Here is a 22940-nt window from a genome sequence, read left to right as displayed (position 1 = left end):
GTCCTGTGCTATCTGCACGCTTTCTGTTTGTTTCACTCGTATTATTGCTGCTGATTGCCTTTTGGCTGTCACTCGCCCTTGGGCCGGTCAGCCTGTCGCTCAGCGAAACGCTGCAGGCCATGCTCCACCTGCTCGGCGTTCCCCTCTCAGCAGAGGCTGATGGCGTGTCCGAGCTCATCCTGAGCCAGATCCGTTTGCCTCGCGCATTGCTTGGGTTGAGTGTGGGTGCTGTGCTGGCATTGTCCGGCGTCGCCATGCAGGGGTTGTTTCGCAACCCGCTGGCCGATCCGGGGCTGATCGGCGTCTCAAGCGGCGCCGCGCTGGGCGCCGCCATAGTCATTGTCGGCGGTGAGCTGATAGGAGATATCCCTTCATCGCTGGAGCCGTACCTTCTGTCGTTGAGCGCATTTGCAGGGGGCCTCGGCGTGACCGCGCTGGTGTATCGCCTCGGGCGCCGGGAAGGGCGCACGCATGTTGCCACGATGCTGCTGGCCGGCATTGCAATGACCGCGCTGGGTGGCGCAGTGATTGGACTTTTTACGTACGTGGCTGATGACAGCACATTGCGCACCCTGACCTTCTGGAACCTGGGCAGTCTTAATGGTGCGAGCTACACGCGACTTTGGCCGATCCTCGTCGTTACGGTCGCGGTGATCTTCTGGTTGCCACGCCGCGCTCGCGCGCTGAATGCGTTGCTGCTGGGCGAATCCGAAGCGCGTCATCTGGGTTTCGATGTCGAGCGGCTCAAGCGTGAGCTGGTGTTCTGTTCAGCGTTGGGGGTCGGGGCGGCAGTAGCTGCCGCCGGCATGATCGGATTCATCGGACTGATTGTTCCCCACCTGATGCGCCTGATGATCGGCCCGGACCATCGCTTGCTATTGCCAGCCTCCGCGCTGGCGGGAGGCAGCCTGTTGTTGTTCGCCGATCTGCTGGCACGGCTAATGCTGGGTCCCGCGGAGCTGCCGATCGGCATCGTTACCGCTCTGCTGGGCGCACCGTTTTTTCTCTATCTCTTACGCAAGGGTGCACAAAATGCTTAGTGCGCTGGGCGTCTCGGTGCAGCGTGGTACGTCGACGGTTCTCGCTGATATCGATCTGCAGCTAGTCCCGGGTGAAGTGCTGGGTGTGCTTGGCCCCAATGGCGCTGGCAAAAGCACGCTGCTCGGCGCGTTGAGCGGCGAGCTAACCGTGAGTGCGGGTCAAGTAACGCTACAAGGCACGTTGTTGCGCGACTGGAAAGGGCCAGAGCGCGCTCGATACCTCGCGGTACTCCCGCAGAGTTCGAGTTTGAGCTTCGCTTTCCAGGCCAGTGAAGTAGTCAGTCTCGGTCGACTGCCGCACGCGACCGGTCGCGAGCGCGACCGGGAAATAGTTGCTGCGGCCCTTCTGGCCGCCGATGCGCAACACCTCGCCTGTCGCAGCTATCTGAGCCTGTCGGGGGGTGAGCAGCAACGCGTGCATCTGGCCCGCGTGCTGGCGCAGCTATGGCCGGGCGCTGTCGGCCAGGTACTCCTGCTCGATGAGCCTACGGCCATGCTGGATCCCTTGCATCAACACAGTATCTTGAAGGTAGTCCAGCGGTTTGCCGAACAGGGCGGGGCGGTAATGGTGATCCTGCACGATCTGAACCTTGCGGCACGTTATTGTGACCGCCTGATGCTGTTGGCAGATGGGCGCGCCCGGCTGATCGGTACGCCTGAGTGTGTGCTGCGTGCCGGTCCGCTGAAAGCCGTATTCGGCCTGGATGTGCTAATACAGCAGCACCCCGAGCGGGGCCACCCGCTGGTCATTGCACGCTGAGGAATTGCCGATGCGATTGTTGCTCCCCATTGCCCTGGTCCTGCTTGGCGCGTGTCAAACAATACCGCCGTTGCCGGACTGGCAGAGCCCGGAGGGTCTGAGTCACCCAGATCTAGGAAAGGTTGTCGAACTGAGTAGCGGAAAGGAGATTTCGGCGCGACAGCTGCTAGCCGGGCTGGCTGATGCTGATCGGGTGTTGGTCGGTGAGCGCCATGACAATCCCGACCATCACGCCTTGCAGCGTTGGCTCTTACAGGCCTTGGCGCAGCGGCGCGAACAGGGCAGCTTGCTTTTGGAAATGCTTAATCCGGATCAGCAAGAGCGGGTGGCGGACGTGCAGGCCTCGGTCAAGCGCGGGCAATGGCCAGCCGATCTGCCTGCTGCCCTGGGGTGGCAGAAAGGCTGGGATTGGCCGCTGTACGCGCCAGTGGTCGAGTATGCGCTGGAGCAGCCCTATCCGCTGATATCGGCGAACCTTGACCGTGCCGAGATCATGGATATCTATCGACATAATCCGGGGCTTTCCGGTGCGGCCGCCGCGGAGCCTGTGCAGAAGATTTTGCTGAGACAGATTCGGGACTCTCATTGCAACATGTTGCCCGAGGCGCAGTTGCCGGCCATGGTAGCTGTGCAACAACAACGTGACCGTCGAATGGCTGAGCGGTTGGGCGCAGCGCCTGGCCCTGCGTTGTTGTTGGCCGGTGCCTTTCATGTACGGCGCGACGTCGGCGTGCCGTTACACATGAAGGAGAGTAATTTTAGTCGCACGCGGGTGCTGGTGCTCGCGGAAGTGGGGGACGTCGTAGACGTGGAGCAGGCCGATTTCGTCTGGTATACGCCTGCCCAGCCGCAGCAGGATCATTGTGCCGCATTCCGCAAATGAGCATGACTGCGATAGCAAGGCGCATTCGCGAGGCAAAAAAAGACCCGGCAAGAGCCGGGTCAAAACCGTGATTAGCCTGATGAGGAGATAACCTGAAAGTCCGACTGCCTGGCCTTCCAGCTTACCGACTGATCTCGCGACCAGTGGTGCTAATAATAACAATTCTCATTCGCTAGTCAACAGTCAATCGCAAACAAATGTTCACCGTAGCGTGCTGGGCAATAGCAGGCGCTACGCGCTCAGCGGCAACCGCAGCTGGGTCACTTCCTTATTCAACAAATCGATGCGTCTTGCCATGCTCTCGATGAGGCTATGAGCGATTTTTGGATTGCTGTGCATCAGGCTGAGAAACTGGTCCTTTGGAATCAGCATGACGGTGCAGGCAGACGTGGCGACGACACTGGCGCTGCGTTTTTCCTGTGTGAACACGGCCATCGCACCGAATATCTCATCGCGCTGAACATCACCAACTTTCTGGCCGTCGACGATTGCTTCGGCGTGGCCATCGATAATGATGAATACGTTGTCCGCGTCGTCGCCCTGCCGAATCAGTTCTTCCCCGGCGGCGAAATGCTGGAAGCCTGTCGTCGGGTGAATTTCGGGTTGCTTTAGCCGTGCTAACGCATCAGAGAGCAGCACTGTTTGGCCGATAAGGTATTGGGTAAAGAGTTCCTGTCTATGCTGATCCGCATGGATATGCTGGAACACCGCGCTGCGGGGGTAGGGGACCAGACGGATTGATTCCTCGCTGCGATAGCGACAGACCGGCAAATCATTACCCTGCCGAAGTCCTAACAGGTCGCCCTCTTGCATGTAGAAAAGTGGCCGCTCGTCCACCAACGCATGCAGCAATCCGCTCTCGATGATGAAGAGATGCTGCTCAGGTAGCTCCGCGGCAAGGTCACCGGAGCTTTTGATTTCAATAGGCGGTGCGGAAGGCGTCAGGCCGTCCAGAAGTTGCGCGGGGATCCCCTGCAGGCGGTTGATCAATTGATCGGCGTAGGCCGGTTGTTCCCCGAGTAAATACATGACGGCGGTCCTTGGACAAGCGAGCTCAGTAGGGTGGAGCAGTGCGCGCGGCCACAGTAATGCGCGGGTGGGGCCGTGTAAATCGCACTGCGTAGAGGTTGTGAGCTAGCTCTTGTCTCCGGGGGCGCATCGGTCTAGGTGCTGGTTCAGCTCTCTCTTGAGCGCATCTGGCAGCTCCTTCCAATTGATGTCTCGTAAAGCACCTTCGATAGCGTAAAGCAACACCCTCGATGCGCTGAATCCTCGTGACTTGACCGCCTGGTAAGCACTGACTGCGCCGAGCCGGCGTAGATCCTCGGCAGTGTGGATGCCGGAGGCGTGCAGCCACTGCGCGGATGTCTTGCCGAGATTTCTCAGGGTCAGCAGCTCGTCGTGCATGATGGCTCCTATCGGCCCGGATAACCGGCGATGAAATGAAGCGGCCAGCGAATGTTTCGCAGTCGTTCTTGCTCACCCCAGAGCCGCATAAGCTCGGGCTCCCAAAAGGCTACCGGGTCCGTGCTGTGGACTTCCTGCCAGTGTTTCACGGCAGACCACGTGCGGACGTAGCCGAGCAGCTGGTGAAGGTTCCATTGGGTTTCGATGGCGAAGCTCGGAGATTCGATGGTGTCGAACGGGGCCTGTATGTCGCGATAACCTCCGTCGACGCTGGCGCGGCCCTGCGGCCAGTAACCGCTTAACGTTTTGCCGTGCAACTGGGCGATAACGGCGTCCAGCTCGGGCTCGATCCGCAGCAGGCCATAACACCAGGCGCAAAAAAAGCCGTCCGAAGCGAGGACTTGCTTCGCTTCGGTAAAGAACCGCGGGGTGGAGAACCAATGAAGTGCTTGTGCAACTACCATCAGGTCGGCCACGCCGTCGCGTAGTGGTAGCTGCTCCGCTTGAGCGGCGAAACGCTGAACGGCCCGCCAATTCGAGTGGCCGGTCAGCTGGTCTGAACTGGCGTCGCAGGCAACCACGCGGCTGAAGCGCGTCGATAGCGGTCGTGTTGCCTGACCATTGCCGGCTGCGATGTCGAGCGCACATTGAGTGTTTCGGCACTGCTCGGTGAGCCAGTCGAACAGGCTCTCCGGGTACTTGGGGCGGAACTGTGCGTACTCATCGGAGCGAATCGAGAAAAGCCGGACGCTGTCACCCATGGCGGTGGCCCGGCAGTGCAAATGGCAGAACGCAGTGAGACATGGTCGACTTCCGCATGCAGACCTGTCTCAGTATAGAAGCGCCGCTGGGTTCTGCCCGTTGCGCCTAGCTCTGCCGTGTAGCGCTTATGTTAGAGCCCGGGAAGCCGCTGGCGAATCGCGCCGACCAGGGCGTCGAGGTTGCCGGCTTCGGGCGTATTGATCAATCGGCTAAGCAACTGTTCGCTCTCGCTTAAAGGCTCTCGCGACGCTTGCTGGGCTTTGACGACTGCCATGGTCGCGTCAGATGGATCGCCGCCTTCAGCTTGCCGCTGGGTCAGCCATTGCTCGATAACCGCGTCCGGGGCCTCGCAGGCCAAAATTATGAACGGCACGCCGGTTGACTCCGCTACCTGCCAAGCGGCTTGGCGTTGACTCTGCTTCAGATAGGTGGCGTCGATCACTACCGAGTAGCCAGCGTTTAGCGCGGCTTCTGCCAGCGAATGCAATCGCTCATAAGTGGCCTCGGTCGCTTCGGCACTGTAAATGCCTGCATTCACAACGACGTCGTGGCGTTCCGTCGGTTCCCCGTACAACCGCTTGCGTTCTAGATCCGAGCGTAACCTGATCGCACCGAGCGCCTCGACCAAGCGTAGCGCAACGTGGCTCTTGCCTACCGCCGATACCCCGTGAGTGATCGCGAGGAAACGGGATGGAATTGCGCTGTAGCCTTCTGCCAGGTTGGCATAGCTGCGGTACTGGCGCAGGATCACGCGGCGTTGCACCGCGTCCTGTTCCTGGTGCAGCCGAAACAGACTCACCTTGGCGCGAACCAGGGCGCGATAGGCTTTGTAGAGACTGAGGAGCTCAAGCGCGGCATAGTCGCCGGTGCGCTCTAGCCAACCATTGAGGAAGCGCCGGGCCTGGCATTTCAATCCACGGTCTTCCAGGTCCATCGCCAGGAACGCGGCGTCGGAAGCGATATCGATCAAGCGGAAAGGCTCGTTGAACTCAATGCAATCGAACAGCACCACTTTGTTATCAATGATCGTGGCGTTGCCCAGGTGAAGGTCGCCATGGCACTCCCGGATGAAACCCTGCTGGCTGCGTTGCTCCAGAAGCGGTCGCAGGCGGGCAATGCTGGTTTCGGTCCAGTCCGATAACGCGTCGAGTTGTTGCAGGTCGGGTTTCTCGTTCAGCAGCGGACGGATCTGCTCGAAGTTCTGCCGCATCGGCGCAACGATCGCGTCGGCATTGTTCAGCGGATGCCCCGCCGGGACCTGAGGAATGCTGAGGTGGAACTGGGCGATCTGTTCAGCCAGGGCGTCAATATGAGCATCGGTCAGTTCGCCGCGTGCTTGTACCTCGGCCATCAGCTGAGTCTGTGGAAACTCTCGCATCTGCAGCAGGTATTCGATCGGCTCGCCTTCTCCGTCGATCACCGGAGCGTCGGCGGCTCCGGTAATGGGCACAACGCGCAGGTACAGGTCCGGGGCCATGCGCTGATTCAGGCGCAGTTCTTCCTCGCAGAAATGCTTGCGATCCGCCAGGTGGGTAAAGTTCAAAAAGCCGAAGTCCACGGGCTTTTTCATCTTGTAGGCATAGGCACCGGTGAGGATGACCCAGGAGATATGGGTTTCGATGACCCGGAAACCATCGACCGAGTGGGGGTAGAGTGCCGGATTTTGCAGCGCGGCGATCAATGCTTGGCTCACGGTCAGTCCTTGCAGATTGTTGGATGGGTGTGTGAGCCAATCGAGATGCGGGTCACACAGCCTGAAAGCGCTGCATTATGTCTCCCCTCGACACACCTGCAAACCGCCAAGAGGCCGTCATACGGGCAAATCAAAGTGCGTATAATGCGCCGCCATGACTAAAGCACGCTCTTCACGCCCCCGTTCCAAACGCCGTTCCGGTAGCTCCCGTCCCTGGTTGGGATGGGCGATCAAGTTATCTATTGTGGCGCTGGTGATTCTTGCCGGCGTGGCCGTTTACCTCGATGCCGTGGTGCAGGAAAAGTTCTCCGGCAAGCGCTGGACCATACCGGCGACGGTCTATGCGCGGCCGCTCGAACTGTTCGTCGGGCAGAAGCTGGTCAAGGAGGATTTCCTGACCGAGCTCGATGCGCTGGGCTATCGCCGCGAACAGGCGGTGAGCGGTCCTGGCAGCATGTCGGTAGCGGCTAATGCGGTGGAAATGCACACCCGGGGATTTCGGTTCTACGAGGGGGTGGAAGAGTCACAACGTATTAGGGTGCGTTTCTCCGGCGATTTTGTAGCGGGTCTTAATCGTGCAAACGGCGATGAGCTGCCGGTGGCTCGCCTCGAGCCCGTAACCATCGGCGGGCTTTATCCGGCCCACAACGAGGATCGCATCCTCATCAAACTCGACCAGGCGCCGCCTTATCTGATCGAGACGTTGGTGGCGGTAGAGGATCGAGAGTTTTTCGATCACTTCGGTGTATCGCCAAAATCCATTGCGCGTGCTGTTTGGGTAAACCTCACGGCGGGTGAGGTGAGACAGGGCGGCAGTACCTTGACTCAGCAGTTGGTGAAGAACTTCTACCTGACCAACGAGCGCAGCCTCAGCCGCAAGGCCACCGAAGCAATGATGGCCGTCTTGCTGGAATTGCATTACGACAAGGACGAAATCCTCGAGGCCTACCTCAATGAGGTGTTTCTCGGGCAGGACGGGCGCAGGGCAATCCATGGGTTTGGGTTGGCCAGCCAGTATTTCTTTGGCCGCCCTCTTGCCGAGCTGAAGGTCCAGCACGTCGCGCTGTTGGTGGGCATGGTTAAAGGCCCCACTTATTACAACCCGCGGCGCCATCCGGAGCGTGCGCTGGAGCGGCGTAATCTCATTCTCGATCTTTTGTCTGAGCAGCGGGTCCTCACGCCCGAAGAGGCCGCAGCCGCGAGGAAAACGCCGCTTGGGGTGACGCAACGGGGCAGCCTGGCCGACAGTTCTTACCCGGCGTTTCTCGATCTGGTCAAGCGCCAGCTGCGTGAGGACTACCGTGAGGAGGATCTGACGGAGGAGGGACTGCGGGTCTTCACGAGCTTCGATCCGATCCTTCAGCGTAAGGCCGAGAAAGCCATGAGTGAGACGCTAAAGCGCCTCGGCAAGGCGGCGGAGGGTGTTGAGGGTGCGATGCTGGTGACCAACCCGGAAACCGGTGAGCTTCAGGCGATGCTTGGCAGCCGTCAGCCGGGCTTCGCCGGCTTCAATCGCGCACTGGACGCTTCGCGTCCTATCGGATCGCTGATCAAGCCCGCCATCTATCTGGCAGCGTTGGAGAAGCCTAGTCAGTACACCTTAACCAGCCATTTGGAAGACGAACCGTTCTCGGTCAAGGGGGCGGATGGTCAGGTATGGAAGCCGCAGAATTACGGACGTACGGCTCACGGTACGGTGTATCTCTATCAGGCGCTGGCGAACTCCTACAACCTGTCCACGGCGCGCCTGGGCCTTGATCTGGGCGTGCCTCACGTGCTGAGAACGCTTGAGCGGTTAGGGGTCTCGCCACAATGGCCGGCCTATCCTTCGATGTTGTTGGGGGCGGGTGGACTGCGGCCAATCGAGGTCGCAGGTATGTACCAAACGCTTGCCAACGGCGGCTTCAACACGCCCTTGCGCGGTATTCGCAGCGTTGTGGCCGCGGATGGCGAGCCGCTTAGTCGTTATCCGTTCAAGATTGAGCAGCGCTTCGATGCCGGTGCGATCTATCTGACCCAATATGCGATGCAACGCGCCATGCTCGAAGGCACTGGTCGCTCAGCTTACAACTATGTGCCGAAGTCGGTGGCCCTGGCGGGCAAGACCGGTACGACCAACGATTCTCGCGATAGCTGGTTCGCCGGGTTCAGTCAGGATCTGCTAGCGGTGGTCTGGCTGGGCCGTGATGACAATGGCAAGACATCATTGACGGGTGCCACCGGAGCGTTGCAGGTTTGGGGGGATTTCATGCGTCGTGCTGATCCATTGCCGCTGCAAGCCTCCCCGCCTGAGAATATCGAGATGGCCTGGGTAGATGCTCAGACAGGCTTGGGGACGTTGGAAAACTGTCCGGATGCCGTGCAGCTTCCTTATATTCGCGGCAGCGAGCCCGCTCCCGGGCCCGGTTGTGGAATCCAGGCGCCGGCCGAGTCGGTCATGGACTGGGTTCGCGGCTGGTTGCCGTGAAGGTCACACTGAATGGAATACCTAGAGGTTCGAATGGTGAGCAAGCAATGGATGACAATCGTGGCAGCCGCTGTGCTGGTGCAGGGCTGCGCGACCGTGGAGCGTGGCGCGATACCCGTCGTCGACGCCGGCGCGCCTGTTTCCGAGGAGGTATCGGCGCGCCAGCCCTCCCGCACGGGTGTTCCGCCTGCGTCAACAGTGCGCCCCGCGTCGGGTGAGTCTGCCGTCATGGTCATGGTGCCGCCCCAAAGTTCTGAGCCGCTACAGACATTCGCCGCTCCGGATGGCGCCCTCTCGGGCTCTCTTGATCCATTGCCTGATACTCCTGAGGAATGGGGCGCACCCCAGCCCGCGCCAGCCCCGGCGCCGACACAATCCACGCCAACCGGCATTCCCTCTAGCAGCGGAACGCTGTCAGCTGACGAGCGCCTTGACGGGCCGGTGCTGGCCTTGCTCACGACTGCGCAGCAACAACAGGGTGGCGGCGACCTGAACGGCGCAGCGTCCAGCCTTGAGCGTGCCCAGCGGATTGCGCCCCGTGAGCCTCAGGTGCTCTACCGTCTGGCACAGGTGCGGCTGGCTCAAGGCGATGCGATTCAGGCCGAGCAGCTTTCCCGGCGTGGATTGAGCTATGCCAGTGGTCGGCCGGCATTGCAGGCGAGTCTGTGGGAACTGATCGCACAGGCGCGCGAGCGGCAGGGTAATGCTGCTGGGGCAGCGCAGGCCCGCGAACGCGCTAAGGTTGCGATGTGATGGATGCTCGCGTTGCGGAGCTGGCCGATCAGCTGTTGCTCATTGAGCGAGAGTTGCGCGTGCTAGATCTTTGGGACACGTCAGCTCCGGATGCCAGGGCCCTGGCCAGTCAGGAGCCGTTCTGCGTAGATACGCTGTCGTTCGAACAGTGGTTGCAGTGGATATTTCTTCCTCGAATGAAAGCCATCCTTGAGCGGGAGGAAACGCTACCGGCCGTTTCAGGGATTTTGTCGATGGCTGAGGTCGTCTATCAGACCCAGCCTCAGCGGATGGCAGGACTGTTAAAGGCGTTGGGACGATTCGATGCGTTGATCAGTCGAGGCGGCGCGGATTAGCGCCAGTCCTGAAGGCTGGCGCTGTATCGAAGGGGTCATTTGCAGGTGTCGTTGATCTTCTTTTGCGTTTCGCTTATGCGCGCCTGACGCTCTTCTTCGTTCAATCGTCGGGTTTCCCCATTCTCTTCAACCCGGACGCGTGGATTGTTCTGCAGTTGCGCCAGATTGGTCCTTAATGTAGTGCAGTAGCGCTGGCGCTCTGCTTCCTGTTCGGCCACCTCTTTCTTCACCTGGCGATCAATCTGACGCTGCTCAGTCTCACCGGTAGGCTCTACCGTGATTGGCGCGGCGGCGGGCTTGGGTGGAGCTGTAGCCGTACTAAGGGCTTCGGCGGGTTGTCCTTGCGGGGGCTGCGCGCCGAAGTGGGTAACACCCTGCGCATCTACCCACTTATAAACTTGGCCGGCCATGACACTACTGCTCAATGCGAGCAGAAAACCGCCGGCGAGAATCGTCAAACGCATGCTAATCCCTTCTATGGATGCAGAACCAAGGCGGTACTATACGCAAAAGGCCAGCGCCTCCATTCTGCGCTGGATCACAGCTGGAAACAGCCGGAAGACAAACGGCAGGCTTGACTTGGCCGGGGCTAATCCGAACAATTCCATGCTTGCTGTTCTGACAGGCCGCTAAAACGAGCCTTTCAGTCAATCATGAGGTGCACACCCGCGCCGACTTGTAACATCCGCAACGCGTTACCTCGCGCTGGGAGGGGCGCCCCGCAACACTTTGGGGCTTTCCTAATACTCGCTAGTCAGCAGCTGACGTAGTCGGCGACCACCGTCGCTCATGCGCTGTCTGGCAGTAAACCTATTTCTGGCCGGTCCGACGCGGGGCGGCTATCTGGCGTTTTAGAGGTGATCAACGTGGAACTTTTATCCGGCGCTGAAATGGTCGTCCGCTTCTTGCGGGACGAAGGCGTTAAGTACATCTATGGTTATCCGGGCGGCGCCTTGCTGCACATCTATGATGCGCTGTTCAAGGAAAAGGAAGTTACGCACATCCTCGTCCGCCATGAACAAGCGGCTACGCACATGGCAGATGGTTATGCGCGGGCCACCGGAAAGGCGGGCGTCGTACTCGTAACGTCCGGCCCAGGCGCAACCAACGCGATCACTGGCATCGCTACCGCCTATATGGATTCGATTCCTATGGTGGTGATCTCCGGTCAGGTTGCGAGCAACATGGTCGGTACCGATGCCTTCCAGGAAACCGATATGATCGGTATTTCCCGGCCCATCGTTAAGCACAGCTTCATGATCAAGCATCCTTCGGAAATACCCGAAGTGATGAAAAAAGCGTTCTATCTGGCTCAGTCCGGCCGCCCCGGCCCGGTTGTCGTCGACATTCCGAAAGACATGACCAACCCCGCCGAGAAGTTCGAGTACGTCTACCCGAAGAAGGCCAAGCTGCGCTCGTACAGCCCGGCTGTTCGCGGTCATTCGGGGCAGATTCGCAAAGCAGCCGAATTGTTGCTGGCAGCCAAGCGCCCAATCATCTATGCCGGCGGCGGTGTAGTCATGGGTGGTGCTTCGTCACAGCTCACTGAGCTGGCCAAGATGCTCAACCTGCCGGTGACCAATACCCTGATGGGCCTCGGCTGCTACCCGGGCAGTGACCGCCAGTTCGTCGGCATGCTCGGTATGCACGGCAGCTATACCGCGAACCTCGCAATGCATCATTCCGATGTGATTCTGGCTGTGGGTGCCCGCTTCGATGACCGTGTGATCAACGGGGCGACGAAGTTCTGCCCGAACGCCAAGATCATCCATATCGATATCGATCCGGCTTCCATTTCCAAGACCATCAAGGCTGACATTCCGATCGTCGGCCCCGTGGACAGCGTGCTGACCGAGATGGTCGCCATCGTCAAGGAAATCGGCCAGGCGCCGAATGCCGACACGGTTGCCAGCTGGTGGAAGCAAATCGAGGAGTGGCGCGGCAATCGTGGCCTGTTCCCGTATGACAAGGGCGACGGCACCATCATCAAACCGCAGGCGGTCATCGAGATGCTGTGCGAAGTCACCAGGGGCGAGGCTTATGTGGCCTCGGACGTTGGTCAGCATCAGATGTTCGCAGCTCAGTATTATCGGTTCGACAAGCCCAACCGCTGGCTCAACTCAGGTGGTCTCGGCACGATGGGCTTTGGCTTTCCCGGTGCTATGGGCGCAAAGCTCAACTTTCCTGAATCCGATGTCGCCTGCGTGACCGGTGAAGGCAGTATTCAGATGAACATTCAGGAGCTGTCGACCTGCCTGCAATACGACCTTCCAGTGAAAATTATCAACCTCAACAACGGTGCGCTAGGCATGGTCCGCCAGTGGCAGGACATGATGTACGACAGCCGATATTCGCACTCATACATGGAATCCTTGCCTGACTTCGTGAAGCTGGTTGAGGCATATGGTCATGTCGGTATGCGCGTCACCGAGCTGAAAGATCTCAGGCCGAAACTTGAGGAGGCCTTTGCCTTGAAAGACCGTCTGGTATTCATGGATATCGCGGTCGACACTAGCGAGCACGTCTACCCGATGCAGATTAAAGATGGCGCCATGCGTGACATGTGGCTCAGCAAGACGGAGCGGACCTGATTATGAGGCACATCATTTCTCTGCTGATGGAAAACGAGCCCGGCGCCTTGTCTCGTGTTGTGGGGCTGTTCTCGCAGCGCAACTACAACATTGAAAGCCTGACCGTAGCGCCGACGGAAGATCCAACACTGTCGCGTTTGACGCTGACCACCGTTGGGCACGAGGAGGTGATTGAGCAGATCACCAAGAACCTGAACAAGCTGATCGAAGTGGTCAAGCTGGTTGATCTGTCTGAAAGCGCTCACATTGAGCGCGAGCTGATGCTGATCAAAGTGAAGGCTACCGGCGCCCAGCGCGCTGAAGTGAAGCGCACCACCGACATATTCCGTGGGCAGATCGTTGATGTTACGCCCAACGTTTACACCATCCAGCTGGCGGGTACGACCGACAAGCTGGACAGCTTCATCCAGGCTGTCGGTACCACATCGATTCTGGAAGTGGTGCGCAGCGGCGTCACGGGTATCTCCCGCGGCGACAAAGTTCTCAGCATCTGACACGATTTAATGAATGGCCCGAACGGCCAGTAACTGGGGTAATTCCATGAAAGTTTTCTACGATAAAGATTGCGACCTCTCCATCATCCAGGGCAAGAAAGTCGCGATCATTGGTTATGGCTCGCAGGGCCACGCTCACGCCTGCAACCTGAAAGACTCCGGTGTTGATGTAACTGTCGGCCTGCGTGCTGGCTCACCGTCGGTCGCGAAGGCAGAAGCGCACGGTCTGAAGGTCGATAACGTCTCCGCCGCCGTTGCTGCTGCTGATGTTGTAATGATCCTCACGCCGGACGAGTTCCAGGGCCGTCTATATCGTGATGAGATCGAGCCGAACCTGAAGAAGGGTGCGACCTTGGCTTTTGCCCACGGTTTCTCGATTCATTACAACCAGGTGGTACCGCGTGCCGACCTCGATGTGATCATGATCGCACCGAAGGCACCGGGCCATACCGTGCGTTCAGAATTCGTCAAAGGTGGCGGCATTCCTGACTTGATCGCCATTTACCAGGACGCTTCGGGTAATGCTAAGAACGTTGCGCTGTCCTATGCCTCCGGTGTTGGCGGCGGCCGTACTGGCATCATCGAAACCACGTTTAAAGACGAAACCGAAACCGACCTGTTCGGTGAGCAGGCTGTTCTTTGCGGAGGTTGCGTGGAGTTGGTCAAGGCCGGTTTCGAAACGTTGGTTGAGGCGGGTTATGCACCAGAAATGGCCTATTTCGAGTGCCTGCACGAGCTCAAGCTGATCGTTGACCTCATGTTCGAAGGCGGCATCGCCAACATGAACTACTCAATCTCAAATAACGCCGAGTACGGTGAGTACGTTACGGGACCTGAGGTTATCAACGCCGAGTCTCGTGCCGCGATGCGCAATGCGCTCAAGCGCATCCAAGACGGCGAGTACGCGAAGATGTTCATCACAGAGGGTGCGGCGAACTATCCTTCGATGACAGCCTATCGCCGTAATAATGCCGCCCACGGAATCGAAGTCGTTGGTGAGAAGCTGCGTTCGATGATGCCTTGGATCGCTGCGAACAAGATCGTCGACAAGAGCAAGAACTGATCACGGTTCTGCTTAAAGAGAACGCGGCCTAGGCCGCGTTCTTTCGTTAGGTCGGCTGGCATCTGATATAAACCGATGCTGACGTCAGGCTGAACCCGTTGTGACCGGGTCGGTCAAAAATATTCATACCCGCTGTAAGGTAGATTTTGATGAGTGAGCATTCCGAAGAGCCGAACAAGCCAGTCGAGCCGGAGAGCTTGCTGCCGATCGATGAGCATGTCGAAGAAATCCAAGATTCCGAGGGACGTAAAGTGCGTCATCGCGGCATCTACTTGCTCCCCAACCTGTTCACCACCGCCAACCTGTTCGCTGGTTTCTTCTGCATTATCACGGCAATCAACGGCAACTTTTACGTTGCAGCTGCGACGGTGTTCGTAGCGATGGTATTGGATAGTCTCGACGGCCGCGTAGCGCGCTTGACCAACACCCAGAGTGCTTTCGGTGCCGAGTACGATTCGCTGTCAGACATGGTTGCCTTTGGTCTGGCGCCCGCTGTGCTTGCCTATGAGTGGGCGCTTTCAGGATTGGGCAACGTAGGGCTCACCGTCGCGTTCATCTATGTCGCGTGTGCTGCGCTACGTCTCGCACGATTCAATACTCAGATTGGTAAAGTCGACAAGCGATGGTTTATCGGTCTGGCCAGTCCAGCAGCGGCCGGTGTTGTTGCCGGTTCGGTGTGGGCTGTCTGGGCATTGGACGAACCGGGCATTCGGGGTGTGGATCTGCCGATAGCCGTAGTGATGCTGTTTGCCCTGCTGGTGGCCGTTGCCGGTCTGCTTATGGTCAGCAACATAAAGTACTACAGCTTTAAGGATCTCGATCTGAAGGGGCGAGTGCCGTTCGTGGCAATCTTGATTGTAGTCCTCATCTTCGCTGTGGTGTTCAGTGACCCGCCACGGATCCTTCTGCTGATCTTTCTGGCTTATGCTGTTTCCGGCCCCGTGCAGTATCTGATGCGTCGTCGCAAGCGCGTTGAAAGTTGATTTCTTTGGTCATCGGCTGTCTATTGGAGTTCTAGCCTCAGGCAGCGGAGCGCACCATGCTTATCAAGATCCCACGTAGCAGTGACTGTCGTGAGTCGGATGTTACCCCTGAGTCCTTGTATCTGAGTCGCCGGAGTCTCTTGCAGAGCGCTGCGTTGTCTGCAGCATCCGTTGGTTTCCCATTGGTGGCGCGGGCAGGGGATGAACGCTATCAAGGTGTCGAGGCGGCAAAAGCGCCTGGGTGGTTCACTGAGAAACTCGCCCAGGCGCGCTGGGACGCGATCGCGGTAAAGGATGAGTCCATCACCCCCTACCGCGATGCAACGCACTACAACAATTTCTATGAATTCGGGCCCGACAAAGGTGACCCAGCCGCTCACGCTCCCAACCTGACAACCGAGGCTTGGACCGTCATGGTCGATGGAGAGGTGGCGAATCCGGGACGCTACTCCGTCGAGGATATTTTCGTTCCGGACCAGCTTGAAGAACGTATCTATCGCTTACGTTGTGTCGAGGCATGGTCGATGGTTATTCCGTGGCTCGGCTTTCCTCTCGCTGGTTTAGTCCGCCGCCTTGAGCCCACCGCCAATGCTAAGTACGTGCGATTTGAAACCCTTGCCAGGCCCGAAGAAATGCCGGGGATGCGTACAGGTTTTTCACTTATCGATTGGCCTTATATCGAAGGGCTAAGACTTGACGAAGCGATGCACCCGCTGAGCTTGATGGCAGTTGGGATGTACGGACGTGTGCTGCCAAACCAAAATGGCGCACCTCTTCGGCTGGTTGTGCCGTGGAAATATGGCTTTAAGAGCATCAAGTCTATCGTTCGTATCAGTTTCGTTGAGGAGCAGCCGGCTACTACGTGGCAGAGAATGGCGCCTCAAGAGTATGGCTTCTATGCAAATGTGAATCCGGAGGTCTCGCATCCTCGATGGTCTCAAGCAAGGGAGAGGCGATTGCCAGGGAGTCTATTTAGTCCCAACGTCAGACCTACACTTCCGTTCAATGGCTATGCAGAAGAGGTTTCAAGCCTCTATGCCGGAATGGATCTGACCAAGGACTATTAATGCGGTACCCAAGGTGGCGACTGCTTCTGTTTATGGCGATAGCCAGTGTCCCTATCTACTGGACATATCAGGGCGCGACGTCTGCACTAGGGCCTGATCCCGGCAAGGAGCTGGTAGACAACTTGGGGCAGGGCGCTCTTGTGCTATTGCTGGCGTCGCTCGCGATGTCGCCTCTGCAAAAGCTCACATCGTGGCCGGGATGGATCGCATTCCGCCGTCAGCTAGGCCTGTGGTCTTTCAGTTACGCAACGCTTCACCTTGCGGCTTATCTCTATTTCCTTCTCGGTTTCGATTTCACCGGCTTTACGGCGGAACTCATTGATCGTCCTTACATCGCTGTGGGTGCGATTGCGCTGATGGGGCTGTCAGTGCTCGCCGCGACGTCAACTCGTTGGAGCATGCGCAAACTAGGCAAGCGCTGGAAGAAGCTCCATCGGATCATTTATCCCGTACTGTTGGTCGTGCTGCTCCACATGTTATGGGTAGTGCGTGCCGATGCTGGCCGGTGGGCCCTGTACGCGTCGATTGCTGCGGTGTTGCTGGTGGCGCGTCTGCCGCCTGTAGAAAAAAGGTTGGTTACCCTAGGCCGAGGGAGTAGGTTGAATAAAAGTTGAAATCAACCATTGACGTGACATCCTGACCCCCTATAATGCGCACCTTCTCCGGCGCAGGCCTTTGGCGAAACCTCTTGTAAATCAAGAAGTTAGCAAAAATAAAGGCTTGCACGGATGGCGAATTCGAGTAGAATGCGTCGGGCTGACAGGGTGGCGGTTTCGCACTGTTGGCAGCTTCGGTCAGGTTGGTCGGAAGCGGTTGAAAGAGGTGGTTGACAGCGGTTTTGGACGCTGTATGATTCGCCTCCCGCTGACGAGAGGCGCTAGCTTGATCGGAAGCGCAAGCGGTTGAGAAGAAAGAAAAACTTCTTCAAAAACAGCTTGACGAGATACAAGGCTGCTGTAGAATGCGCGGCCTCGGTTGAGACGAAAGACTTGATCGAAACGCTCTTTAACAACTGAATCAAGCAATTCGTGTGGGTGCTTGTGAGGTAAGACTGGTAGTCAGCAAGATTATCAGCATCACAATGTACTCAACGAGAAATCATTGAGTGCTCTTCTTGAGGGTGACCTTTGGAAGAGATTGCGATTGCTGAGCCAAGTTTAGGGGTTTCTCAAAACCCATGCAGTATTGAACTGAAGAGTTTGATCATGGCTCAGATTGAACGCTGGCGGCAGGCCTAACACATGCAAGTCGAGCGGATGAAGGGAGCTTGCTCTCTGATTCAGCGGCGGACGGGTGAGTAATGCCTAGGAATCTGCCTGATAGTGGGGGACAACGTTTCGAAAGGAACGCTAATACCGCATACGTCCTACGGGAGAAAGCAGGGGACCTTCGGGCCTTGCGCTATCAGATGAGCCTAGGTCGGATTAGCTAGTTGGTGAGGTAATGGCTCACCAAGGCGACGATCCGTAACTGGTCTGAGAGGATGATCAGTCACACTGGAACTGAGACACGGTCCAGACTCCTACGGGAGGCAGCAGTGGGGAATATTGGACAATGGGCGAAAGCCTGATCCAGCCATGCCGCGTGTGTGAAGAAGGTCTTCGGATTGTAAAGCACTTTAAGTTGGGAGGAAGGGCATTAACCTAATACGTTAGTGTTTTGACGTTACCGACAGAATAAGCACCGGCTAACTTCGTGCCAGCAGCCGCGGTAATACGAAGGGTGCAAGCGTTAATCGGAATTACTGGGCGTAAAGCGCGCGTAGGTGGTTTGTTAAGTTGGATGTGAAAGCCCCGGGCTCAACCTGGGAACTGCATCCAAAACTGGCAAGCTAGAGTATGGCAGAGGGTGGTGGAATTTCCTGTGTAGCGGTGAAATGCGTAGATATAGGAAGGAACACCAGTGGCGAAGGCGACCACCTGGGCTAATACTGACACTGAGGTGCGAAAGCGTGGGGAGCAAACAGGATTAGATACCCTGGTAGTCCACGCCGTAAACGATGTCGACTAGCCGTTGGGATCCTTGAGATCTTAGTGGCGCAGCTAACGCATTAAGTCGACCGCCTGGGGAGTACGGCCGCAAGGTTAAAACTCAAATGAATTGACGGGGGCCCGCACAAGCGGTGGAGCATGTGGTTTAATTCGAAGCAACGCGAAGAACCTTACCAGGCCTTGACATGCAGAGAACTTTCCAGAGATGGATTGGTGCCTTCGGGAACTCTGACACAGGTGCTGCATGGCTGTCGTCAGCTCGTGTCGTGAGATGTTGGGTTAAGTCCCGTAACGAGCGCAACCCTTGTCCTTAGTTACCAGCACGTAATGGTGGGCACTCTAAGGAGACTGCCGGTGACAAACCGGAGGAAGGTGGGGATGACGTCAAGTCATCATGGCCCTTACGGCCTGGGCTACACACGTGCTACAATGGTCGGTACAAAGGGTTGCCAAGCCGCGAGGTGGAGCTAATCCCATAAAACCGATCGTAGTCCGGATCGCAGTCTGCAACTCGACTGCGTGAAGTCGGAATCGCTAGTAATCGTGAATCAGAATGTCACGGTGAATACGTTCCCGGGCCTTGTACACACCGCCCGTCACACCATGGGAGTGGGTTGCTCCAGAAGTAGCTAGTCTAACCTTCGGGAGGACGGTTACCACGGAGTGATTCATGACTGGGGTGAAGTCGTAACAAGGTAGCCGTAGGGGAACCTGCGGCTGGATCACCTCCTTAATCGAAGACTTCAGCTTCTTCATAAGTTCCCACACGAATTGCTTGATTCACTAGCGAAAAGCGATTGGGTTTCGACCCGAGAGAGACGATTGGGTCTGTAGCTCAGTTGGTTAGAGCGCACCCCTGATAAGGGTGAGGTCGGCAGTTCGAATCTGCCCAGACCCACCAATTGTCATGGGATGTGGCCGATCTGTAGATGGGGCCATAGCTCAGCTGGGAGAGCGCCTGCCTTGCACGCAGGAGGTCAGCGGTTCGATCCCGCTTGGCTCCACCATCATTCTCGCCATCGCTTGAAAGCACAGAAATGAATGTATTCCTTAGGGAGTGTATTGATTTCTGGTCTTTGCGCCAGTAACTGTTCTTTAAAAATTTGGGTATGTGATAGAAGTAGATTTGAGTGGTCACTTTCACTGGTGATTATTCAAGTCAAGGTAAAATTTGCGAGATGCTCGAGAGAGCAAAATGCGGATTTTCGGCGAATGTCGTCTTCACGTTATAGACAGTAACCAGATTGCTTGGGGTTATATGGTCAAGTGAAGAAGCGCATACGGTGGATGCCTTGGCAGTCAGAGGCGATGAAAGACGTGGTAGCCTGCGAAAAGCTTCGGGGAGTCGGCAAACAGACTGTGATCCGGAGATGTCTGAATGGGGGAACCCAGCCATCATAAGATGGTTATCACACACTGAATACATAGGTGTGTGAGGCGAACCAGGGGAACTGAAACATCTAAGTACCCTGAGGAAAAGAAATCAACCGAGATTCCCTTAGTAGTGGCGAGCGAACGGGGACTAGCCCTTAAGCTTCTTTGATTTTAGCGGAACGCTCTGGAAAGTGCGGCCATAGTGGGTGATAGCCCTGTACGCGAAAAGGTCTTAGAAGTGAAATCGAGTAGGACGGAGCACGAGAAACTTTGTCTGAATATGGGGGGACCATCCTCCAAGGCTAAATACTACTGACTGACCGATAGTGAACTAGTACCGTGAGGGAAAGGCGAAAAGAACCCCGGAGAGGGGAGTGAAATAGATCCTGAAACCGTATGCGTACAAGCAGTGGGAGCCTACTTTGTTAGGTGACTGCGTACCTTTTGTATAATGGGTCAGCGACTTATTTTCAGTGGCGAGCTTAACCGAATAGGGGAGGCGTAGCGAAAGCGAGTCTTAATAGGGCGTCTAGTCGCTGGGAATAGACCCGAAACCGGGCGATCTATCCATGGGCAGGTTGAAGGTTGGGTAACACTAACTGGAGGACCGAACCGACTACCGTTGAAAAGTTAGCGGATGACCTGTGGATCGGAGTGAAAGGCTAATCAAGCTCGGAGATAGCTGGTTCTCCTCGAAAGCTATTTAGGTAGCGCCTCGTGTATCACTGCTGGGGGTAGAGCACTGTTTCGGCTAGGGGGTCATCCCGACTTACCAAACCGATGCAAACTCCGAATACCAGCAAGTGTCAGCACGGGAGACACACGGCGGGTGCTAACGTCCGTCGTGAAAAGGGAAACAACCCAGACCGTCAGCTAAGGTCCCAAAATCCTGGTTAAGTGGGAAACGATGTGGGAAGGCTCAGACAGCTAGGAGGTTGGCTTAGAAGCAGCCACCCTTTAAAGAAAGCGTAATAGCTCACTAGTCGAGTCGGCCTGCGCGGAAGATGTAACGGGGCTCAAACCAGGTACCGAAGCTACGGGTTCATCGTAAGATGAGCGGTAGAGGAGCGTTCTGTAAGCCTGTGAAGGTGAGTTGAGAAGCTTGCTGGAGGTATCAGAAGTGCGAATGCTGACATGAGTAACGACAATGGGAGTGAAAAACTCCCACGCCGAAAGACCAAGGGTTCCTGCGCAACGTTAATCGACGCAGGGTGAGTCGGTCCCTAAGGCGAGGCTGAAGAGCGTAGTCGATGGGAAACGGGTTAATATTCCCGTACTTCTAGTTACTGCGATGGGGGGACGGAGAAGGCTAGGCCAGCTTGGCGTTGGTTGTCCAAGTTTAAGGTGGTAGGCAGAGATCTTAGGTAAATCCGGGATCTTAATGCCGAGAACTGATGACGATCCTTCTTTTAGAAGGAGAAGTGGTTGATGCCATGCTTCCAGGAAAAGCCTCTAAGCTTCAGGTAACTAGGAACCGTACCCCAAACCGACACAGGTGGTTGGGTAGAGAATACCAAGGCGCTTGAGAGAACTCGGGTGAAGGAACTAGGCAAAATGGCACCGTAACTTCGGGAGAAGGTGCGCCGGTGAGGGTGAAGGGTTTACCCCGTAAGCTCATGCCGGTCGAAGATACCAGGCCGCTGCGACTGTTTATTAAAAACACAGCACTCTGCAAACACGAAAGTGGACGTATAGGGTGTGACGCCTGCCCGGTGCCGGAAGGTTAATTGATGGGGTTAGCGCAAGCGAAGCTCTTGATCGAAGCCCCGGTAAACGGCGGCCGTAACTATAACGGTCCTAAGGTAGCGAAATTCCTTGTCGGGTAAGTTCCGACCTGCACGAATGGCGTAACGATGGCGGCGCTGTCTCCACCCGAGACTCAGTGAAATTGAAATCGCTGTGAAGATGCAGTGTATCCGCGGCTAGACGGAAAGACCCCGTGAACCTTTACTATAGCTTTGCACTGGACTTTGAATTTGCTTGTGTAGGATAGGTGGGAGGCTTTGAAGCGTGGACGCCAGTTCGCGTGGAGCCAACCTTGAAATACCACCCTGGCAACTTTGAGGTTCTAACTCTGGTCCGTTATCCGGATCGAGGACAGTGTATGGTGGGTAGTTTGACTGGGGCGGTCTCCTCCTAAAGAGTAACGGAGGAGTACGAAGGTGCGCTCAGACCGGTCGGAAATCGGTCGTAGAGTATAAAGGCAAAAGCGCGCTTGACTGCGAGACAGACACGTCGAGCAGGTACGAAAGTAGGTCTTAGTGATCCGGTGGTTCTGTATGGAAGGGCCATCGCTCAACGGATAAAAGGTACTCCGGGGATAACAGGCTGATACCGCCCAAGAGTTCATATCGACGGCGGTGTTTGGCACCTCGATGTCGGCTCATCACATCCTGGGGCTGAAGCCGGTCCCAAGGGTATGGCTGTTCGCCATTTAAAGTGGTACGCGAGCTGGGTTTAGAACGTCGTGAGACAGTTCGGTCCCTATCTGCCGTGGACGTTTGAGATTTGAGAGGGGCTGCTCCTAGTACGAGAGGACCGGAGTGGACGAACCTCTGGTGTTCCGGTTGTCACGCCAGTGGCATTGCCGGGTAGCTATGTTCGGAAGAGATAACCGCTGAAAGCATCTAAGCGGGAAACTTGCCTCAAGATGAGATCTCACTGGAGCCTTGAGCTCCCTGAAGGGCCGTCGAAGACTACGACGTTGATAGGTTGGGTGTGTAAGCGCTGTGAGGCGTTGAGCTAACCAATACTAATTGCCCGTGAGGCTTGACCATATAACACCCAAACAATTTGATGTTTGTGTGTCAGACGGTTGAAGTCGACAAACAAACCGAAAAGACGCATCGCTCGCAAGCGACAGCAATACCGAAACACCATCACATACCCAATTAGGGGAAGCGACTCAACACCGACTCCCCAACCGAATTGCTTGACGACCATAGAGCGTTGGAACCACCTGATCCCATCCCGAACTCAGTAGTGAAACGACGCATCGCCGATGGTAGTGTGGGGTCTCCCCATGTGAGAGTAGGTCATCGTCAAGCTTCTACACCAAACCCCCGATACTCGTAAGAGTATCGGGGGTTTGTCTTTGCAAGACAGAAAAGACACTGCCCACGGGCTGAATTGGTACTGACTGCGTAGTTAATCTAGGTCAGCCCATTGCGTTGCAGTTTTTGCAGACTGCAGATGACGCATGAAGTCCCTCGGGCTTCCCGCTTTGCCGGTTTACGTCCACAATCCGCACAGCAGCGCCGCCTGAGTCCGCACGGCT

General features: G+C 56.8%; 16 protein-coding genes, 2 tRNA genes, 3 rRNA genes and 1 pseudogene. 17 read left to right on the top strand and 5 right to left on the bottom strand.

All coding sequences use genetic code 11. From position 1 onward, the window contains the following. The first annotated feature begins 50 nt into the window (after positions 1 to 50). The 3 genes and pseudogenes from K4O48_RS15445 to K4O48_RS15435 all read left to right on the top strand — a co-directional run bounded on the left by K4O48_RS15445 (position 51) and on the right by K4O48_RS15435 (position 2683). Complete coding sequence (locus K4O48_RS15445; protein WP_222912118.1) at positions 51 to 1040, top strand: FecCD family ABC transporter permease; 990 nt, start codon at positions 51 to 53, stop codon at positions 1038 to 1040. 40 nt (positions 1041 to 1080) lie between these two features. Next, positions 1081 to 1800 (top strand): annotated as a pseudogene (locus K4O48_RS15440) (heme ABC transporter ATP-binding protein); the annotation flags it as partial. Positions 1801 to 1810: 10 nt separating this feature from the next. Further along, complete coding sequence (locus K4O48_RS15435; protein WP_222909264.1) at positions 1811 to 2683, top strand: ChaN family lipoprotein; 873 nt, start codon at positions 1811 to 1813, stop codon at positions 2681 to 2683. Between the two features lie 231 nt (positions 2684 to 2914). Here K4O48_RS15435 and K4O48_RS15430 read toward each other — a convergent pair whose 3' ends face one another. The 4 genes from K4O48_RS15430 to K4O48_RS15415 all read right to left on the bottom strand — a co-directional run bounded on the left by K4O48_RS15430 (position 2915) and on the right by K4O48_RS15415 (position 6545). Continuing rightward, positions 2915 to 3712, bottom strand: coding sequence for a Crp/Fnr family transcriptional regulator (locus K4O48_RS15430; protein ID WP_222909263.1), 798 nt, complete (start codon positions 3710 to 3712; stop codon positions 2915 to 2917). 105 nt (positions 3713 to 3817) lie between these two features. Then, positions 3818 to 4090 carry a TfoX/Sxy family protein gene (locus K4O48_RS15425; protein WP_222909262.1) on the bottom strand — a complete coding sequence of 91 codons (273 nt, stop codon included), beginning with the start codon at positions 4088 to 4090 and terminating at the stop codon, positions 3818 to 3820. An 8-nt stretch (positions 4091 to 4098) separates the two neighbouring features. After that, positions 4099 to 4851, bottom strand: a complete 753-nt coding sequence (locus K4O48_RS15420; RefSeq protein ID WP_222909261.1) for a class I SAM-dependent methyltransferase — start codon at positions 4849 to 4851, stop codon at positions 4099 to 4101. 131 nt (positions 4852 to 4982) lie between these two features. Continuing rightward, positions 4983 to 6545, bottom strand: coding sequence for an AAA family ATPase (locus K4O48_RS15415; RefSeq protein ID WP_222909260.1), 1563 nt, complete (start codon positions 6543 to 6545; stop codon positions 4983 to 4985). A 154-nt stretch (positions 6546 to 6699) separates the two neighbouring features. Here K4O48_RS15415 and mrcB point away from each other — a divergent pair, with 154 nt between their 5' ends. Genes mrcB through K4O48_RS15400 form a run of 3 tightly spaced genes read left to right on the top strand, consistent with a single transcriptional unit; the run spans position 6700 to position 10100 of the window. Beyond that, complete coding sequence (gene mrcB / locus K4O48_RS15410; protein ID WP_222909259.1) at positions 6700 to 9012, top strand: penicillin-binding protein 1B; 2313 nt, start codon at positions 6700 to 6702, stop codon at positions 9010 to 9012. A 51-nt stretch (positions 9013 to 9063) separates the two neighbouring features. After that, positions 9064 to 9765, top strand: a complete 702-nt coding sequence (locus K4O48_RS15405) for a M48 family metallopeptidase (RefSeq protein ID WP_222912117.1) — start codon at positions 9064 to 9066, stop codon at positions 9763 to 9765. Further along, positions 9765 to 10100 (top strand): YqcC family protein, encoded by a 336-nt coding sequence (locus tag K4O48_RS15400; protein ID WP_222909258.1) that lies wholly within the window; start codon positions 9765 to 9767, stop codon positions 10098 to 10100. The genes K4O48_RS15405 and K4O48_RS15400 overlap by 1 nt, the downstream gene beginning before the upstream one ends. Positions 10101 to 10135: 35 nt before the next feature. On the opposite strand, the gene K4O48_RS15395 is transcribed toward K4O48_RS15400, so the two are convergent. Beyond that, on the bottom strand, positions 10136 to 10564 hold the full coding sequence (locus tag K4O48_RS15395; protein ID WP_222909257.1) for a DUF4124 domain-containing protein: 429 nt from the start codon (positions 10562 to 10564) through the stop codon (positions 10136 to 10138). Between the two features lie 402 nt (positions 10565 to 10966). Between K4O48_RS15395 and K4O48_RS15390 the strand changes: the two genes are divergently transcribed. The 11 genes from K4O48_RS15390 to rrf all read left to right on the top strand — a co-directional run bounded on the left by K4O48_RS15390 (position 10967) and on the right by rrf (position 22710). After that, complete coding sequence (locus K4O48_RS15390; protein ID WP_222909256.1) at positions 10967 to 12691, top strand: acetolactate synthase 3 large subunit; 1725 nt, start codon at positions 10967 to 10969, stop codon at positions 12689 to 12691. A gap of 2 nt (positions 12692 to 12693) precedes the next feature. Further along, positions 12694 to 13185 carry an acetolactate synthase small subunit gene (gene ilvN / locus K4O48_RS15385; RefSeq protein WP_222909255.1) on the top strand — a complete coding sequence of 164 codons (492 nt, stop codon included), beginning with the start codon at positions 12694 to 12696 and terminating at the stop codon, positions 13183 to 13185. Between the two features lie 46 nt (positions 13186 to 13231). Continuing rightward, positions 13232 to 14248: a ketol-acid reductoisomerase gene (gene ilvC, locus K4O48_RS15380; protein WP_222909254.1), complete on the top strand. Its 1017-nt coding sequence runs from the start codon at positions 13232 to 13234 to the stop codon at positions 14246 to 14248. 149 nt (positions 14249 to 14397) lie between these two features. Next, positions 14398 to 15231 (top strand): CDP-diacylglycerol--serine O-phosphatidyltransferase, encoded by an 834-nt coding sequence (gene pssA, locus K4O48_RS15375; RefSeq protein ID WP_222909253.1) that lies wholly within the window; start codon positions 14398 to 14400, stop codon positions 15229 to 15231. 56 nt (positions 15232 to 15287) lie between these two features. Continuing rightward, positions 15288 to 16298, top strand: a complete 1011-nt coding sequence (msrP, locus tag K4O48_RS15370; protein WP_222909252.1) for a protein-methionine-sulfoxide reductase catalytic subunit MsrP — start codon at positions 15288 to 15290, stop codon at positions 16296 to 16298. Continuing rightward, a complete protein-coding gene (msrQ, locus tag K4O48_RS15365; protein ID WP_222909251.1) occupies positions 16298 to 16912 on the top strand; it encodes a protein-methionine-sulfoxide reductase heme-binding subunit MsrQ in 615 nt (204 codons plus the stop codon). Before msrP ends, msrQ begins: the two co-directional genes overlap by 1 nt. Positions 16913 to 17485: 573 nt before the next feature. Further along, positions 17486 to 19022: ribosomal RNA gene (locus K4O48_RS15360) — 16S ribosomal RNA — on the top strand. A 91-nt stretch (positions 19023 to 19113) separates the two neighbouring features. Next, a tRNA-Ile gene (locus K4O48_RS15355) sits at positions 19114 to 19190 on the top strand. Between the two features lie 30 nt (positions 19191 to 19220). Beyond that, positions 19221 to 19296: transfer RNA gene (locus K4O48_RS15350), tRNA-Ala, on the top strand. Between the two features lie 253 nt (positions 19297 to 19549). Further along, positions 19550 to 22440: ribosomal RNA gene (locus tag K4O48_RS15345) — 23S ribosomal RNA — on the top strand. A 154-nt stretch (positions 22441 to 22594) separates the two neighbouring features. Continuing rightward, a 5S ribosomal RNA gene (gene rrf / locus K4O48_RS15340) occupies positions 22595 to 22710 on the top strand. The 16S, 23S and 5S rRNA genes sit together here with 2 tRNA genes alongside, the layout of an rRNA operon. The last annotated feature ends 230 nt before the right edge of the window (positions 22711 to 22940 follow it).

This window comes from Pseudomonas sp. DNDY-54 (assembly GCF_019880365.1).
Taxonomy (GTDB): domain Bacteria; phylum Pseudomonadota; class Gammaproteobacteria; order Pseudomonadales; family Pseudomonadaceae; genus Stutzerimonas; species Stutzerimonas stutzeri_P.
The sequence above is the reverse complement of the archived record's forward strand: the minus strand, read 5'-3'. Positions and strand labels throughout refer to the sequence as shown.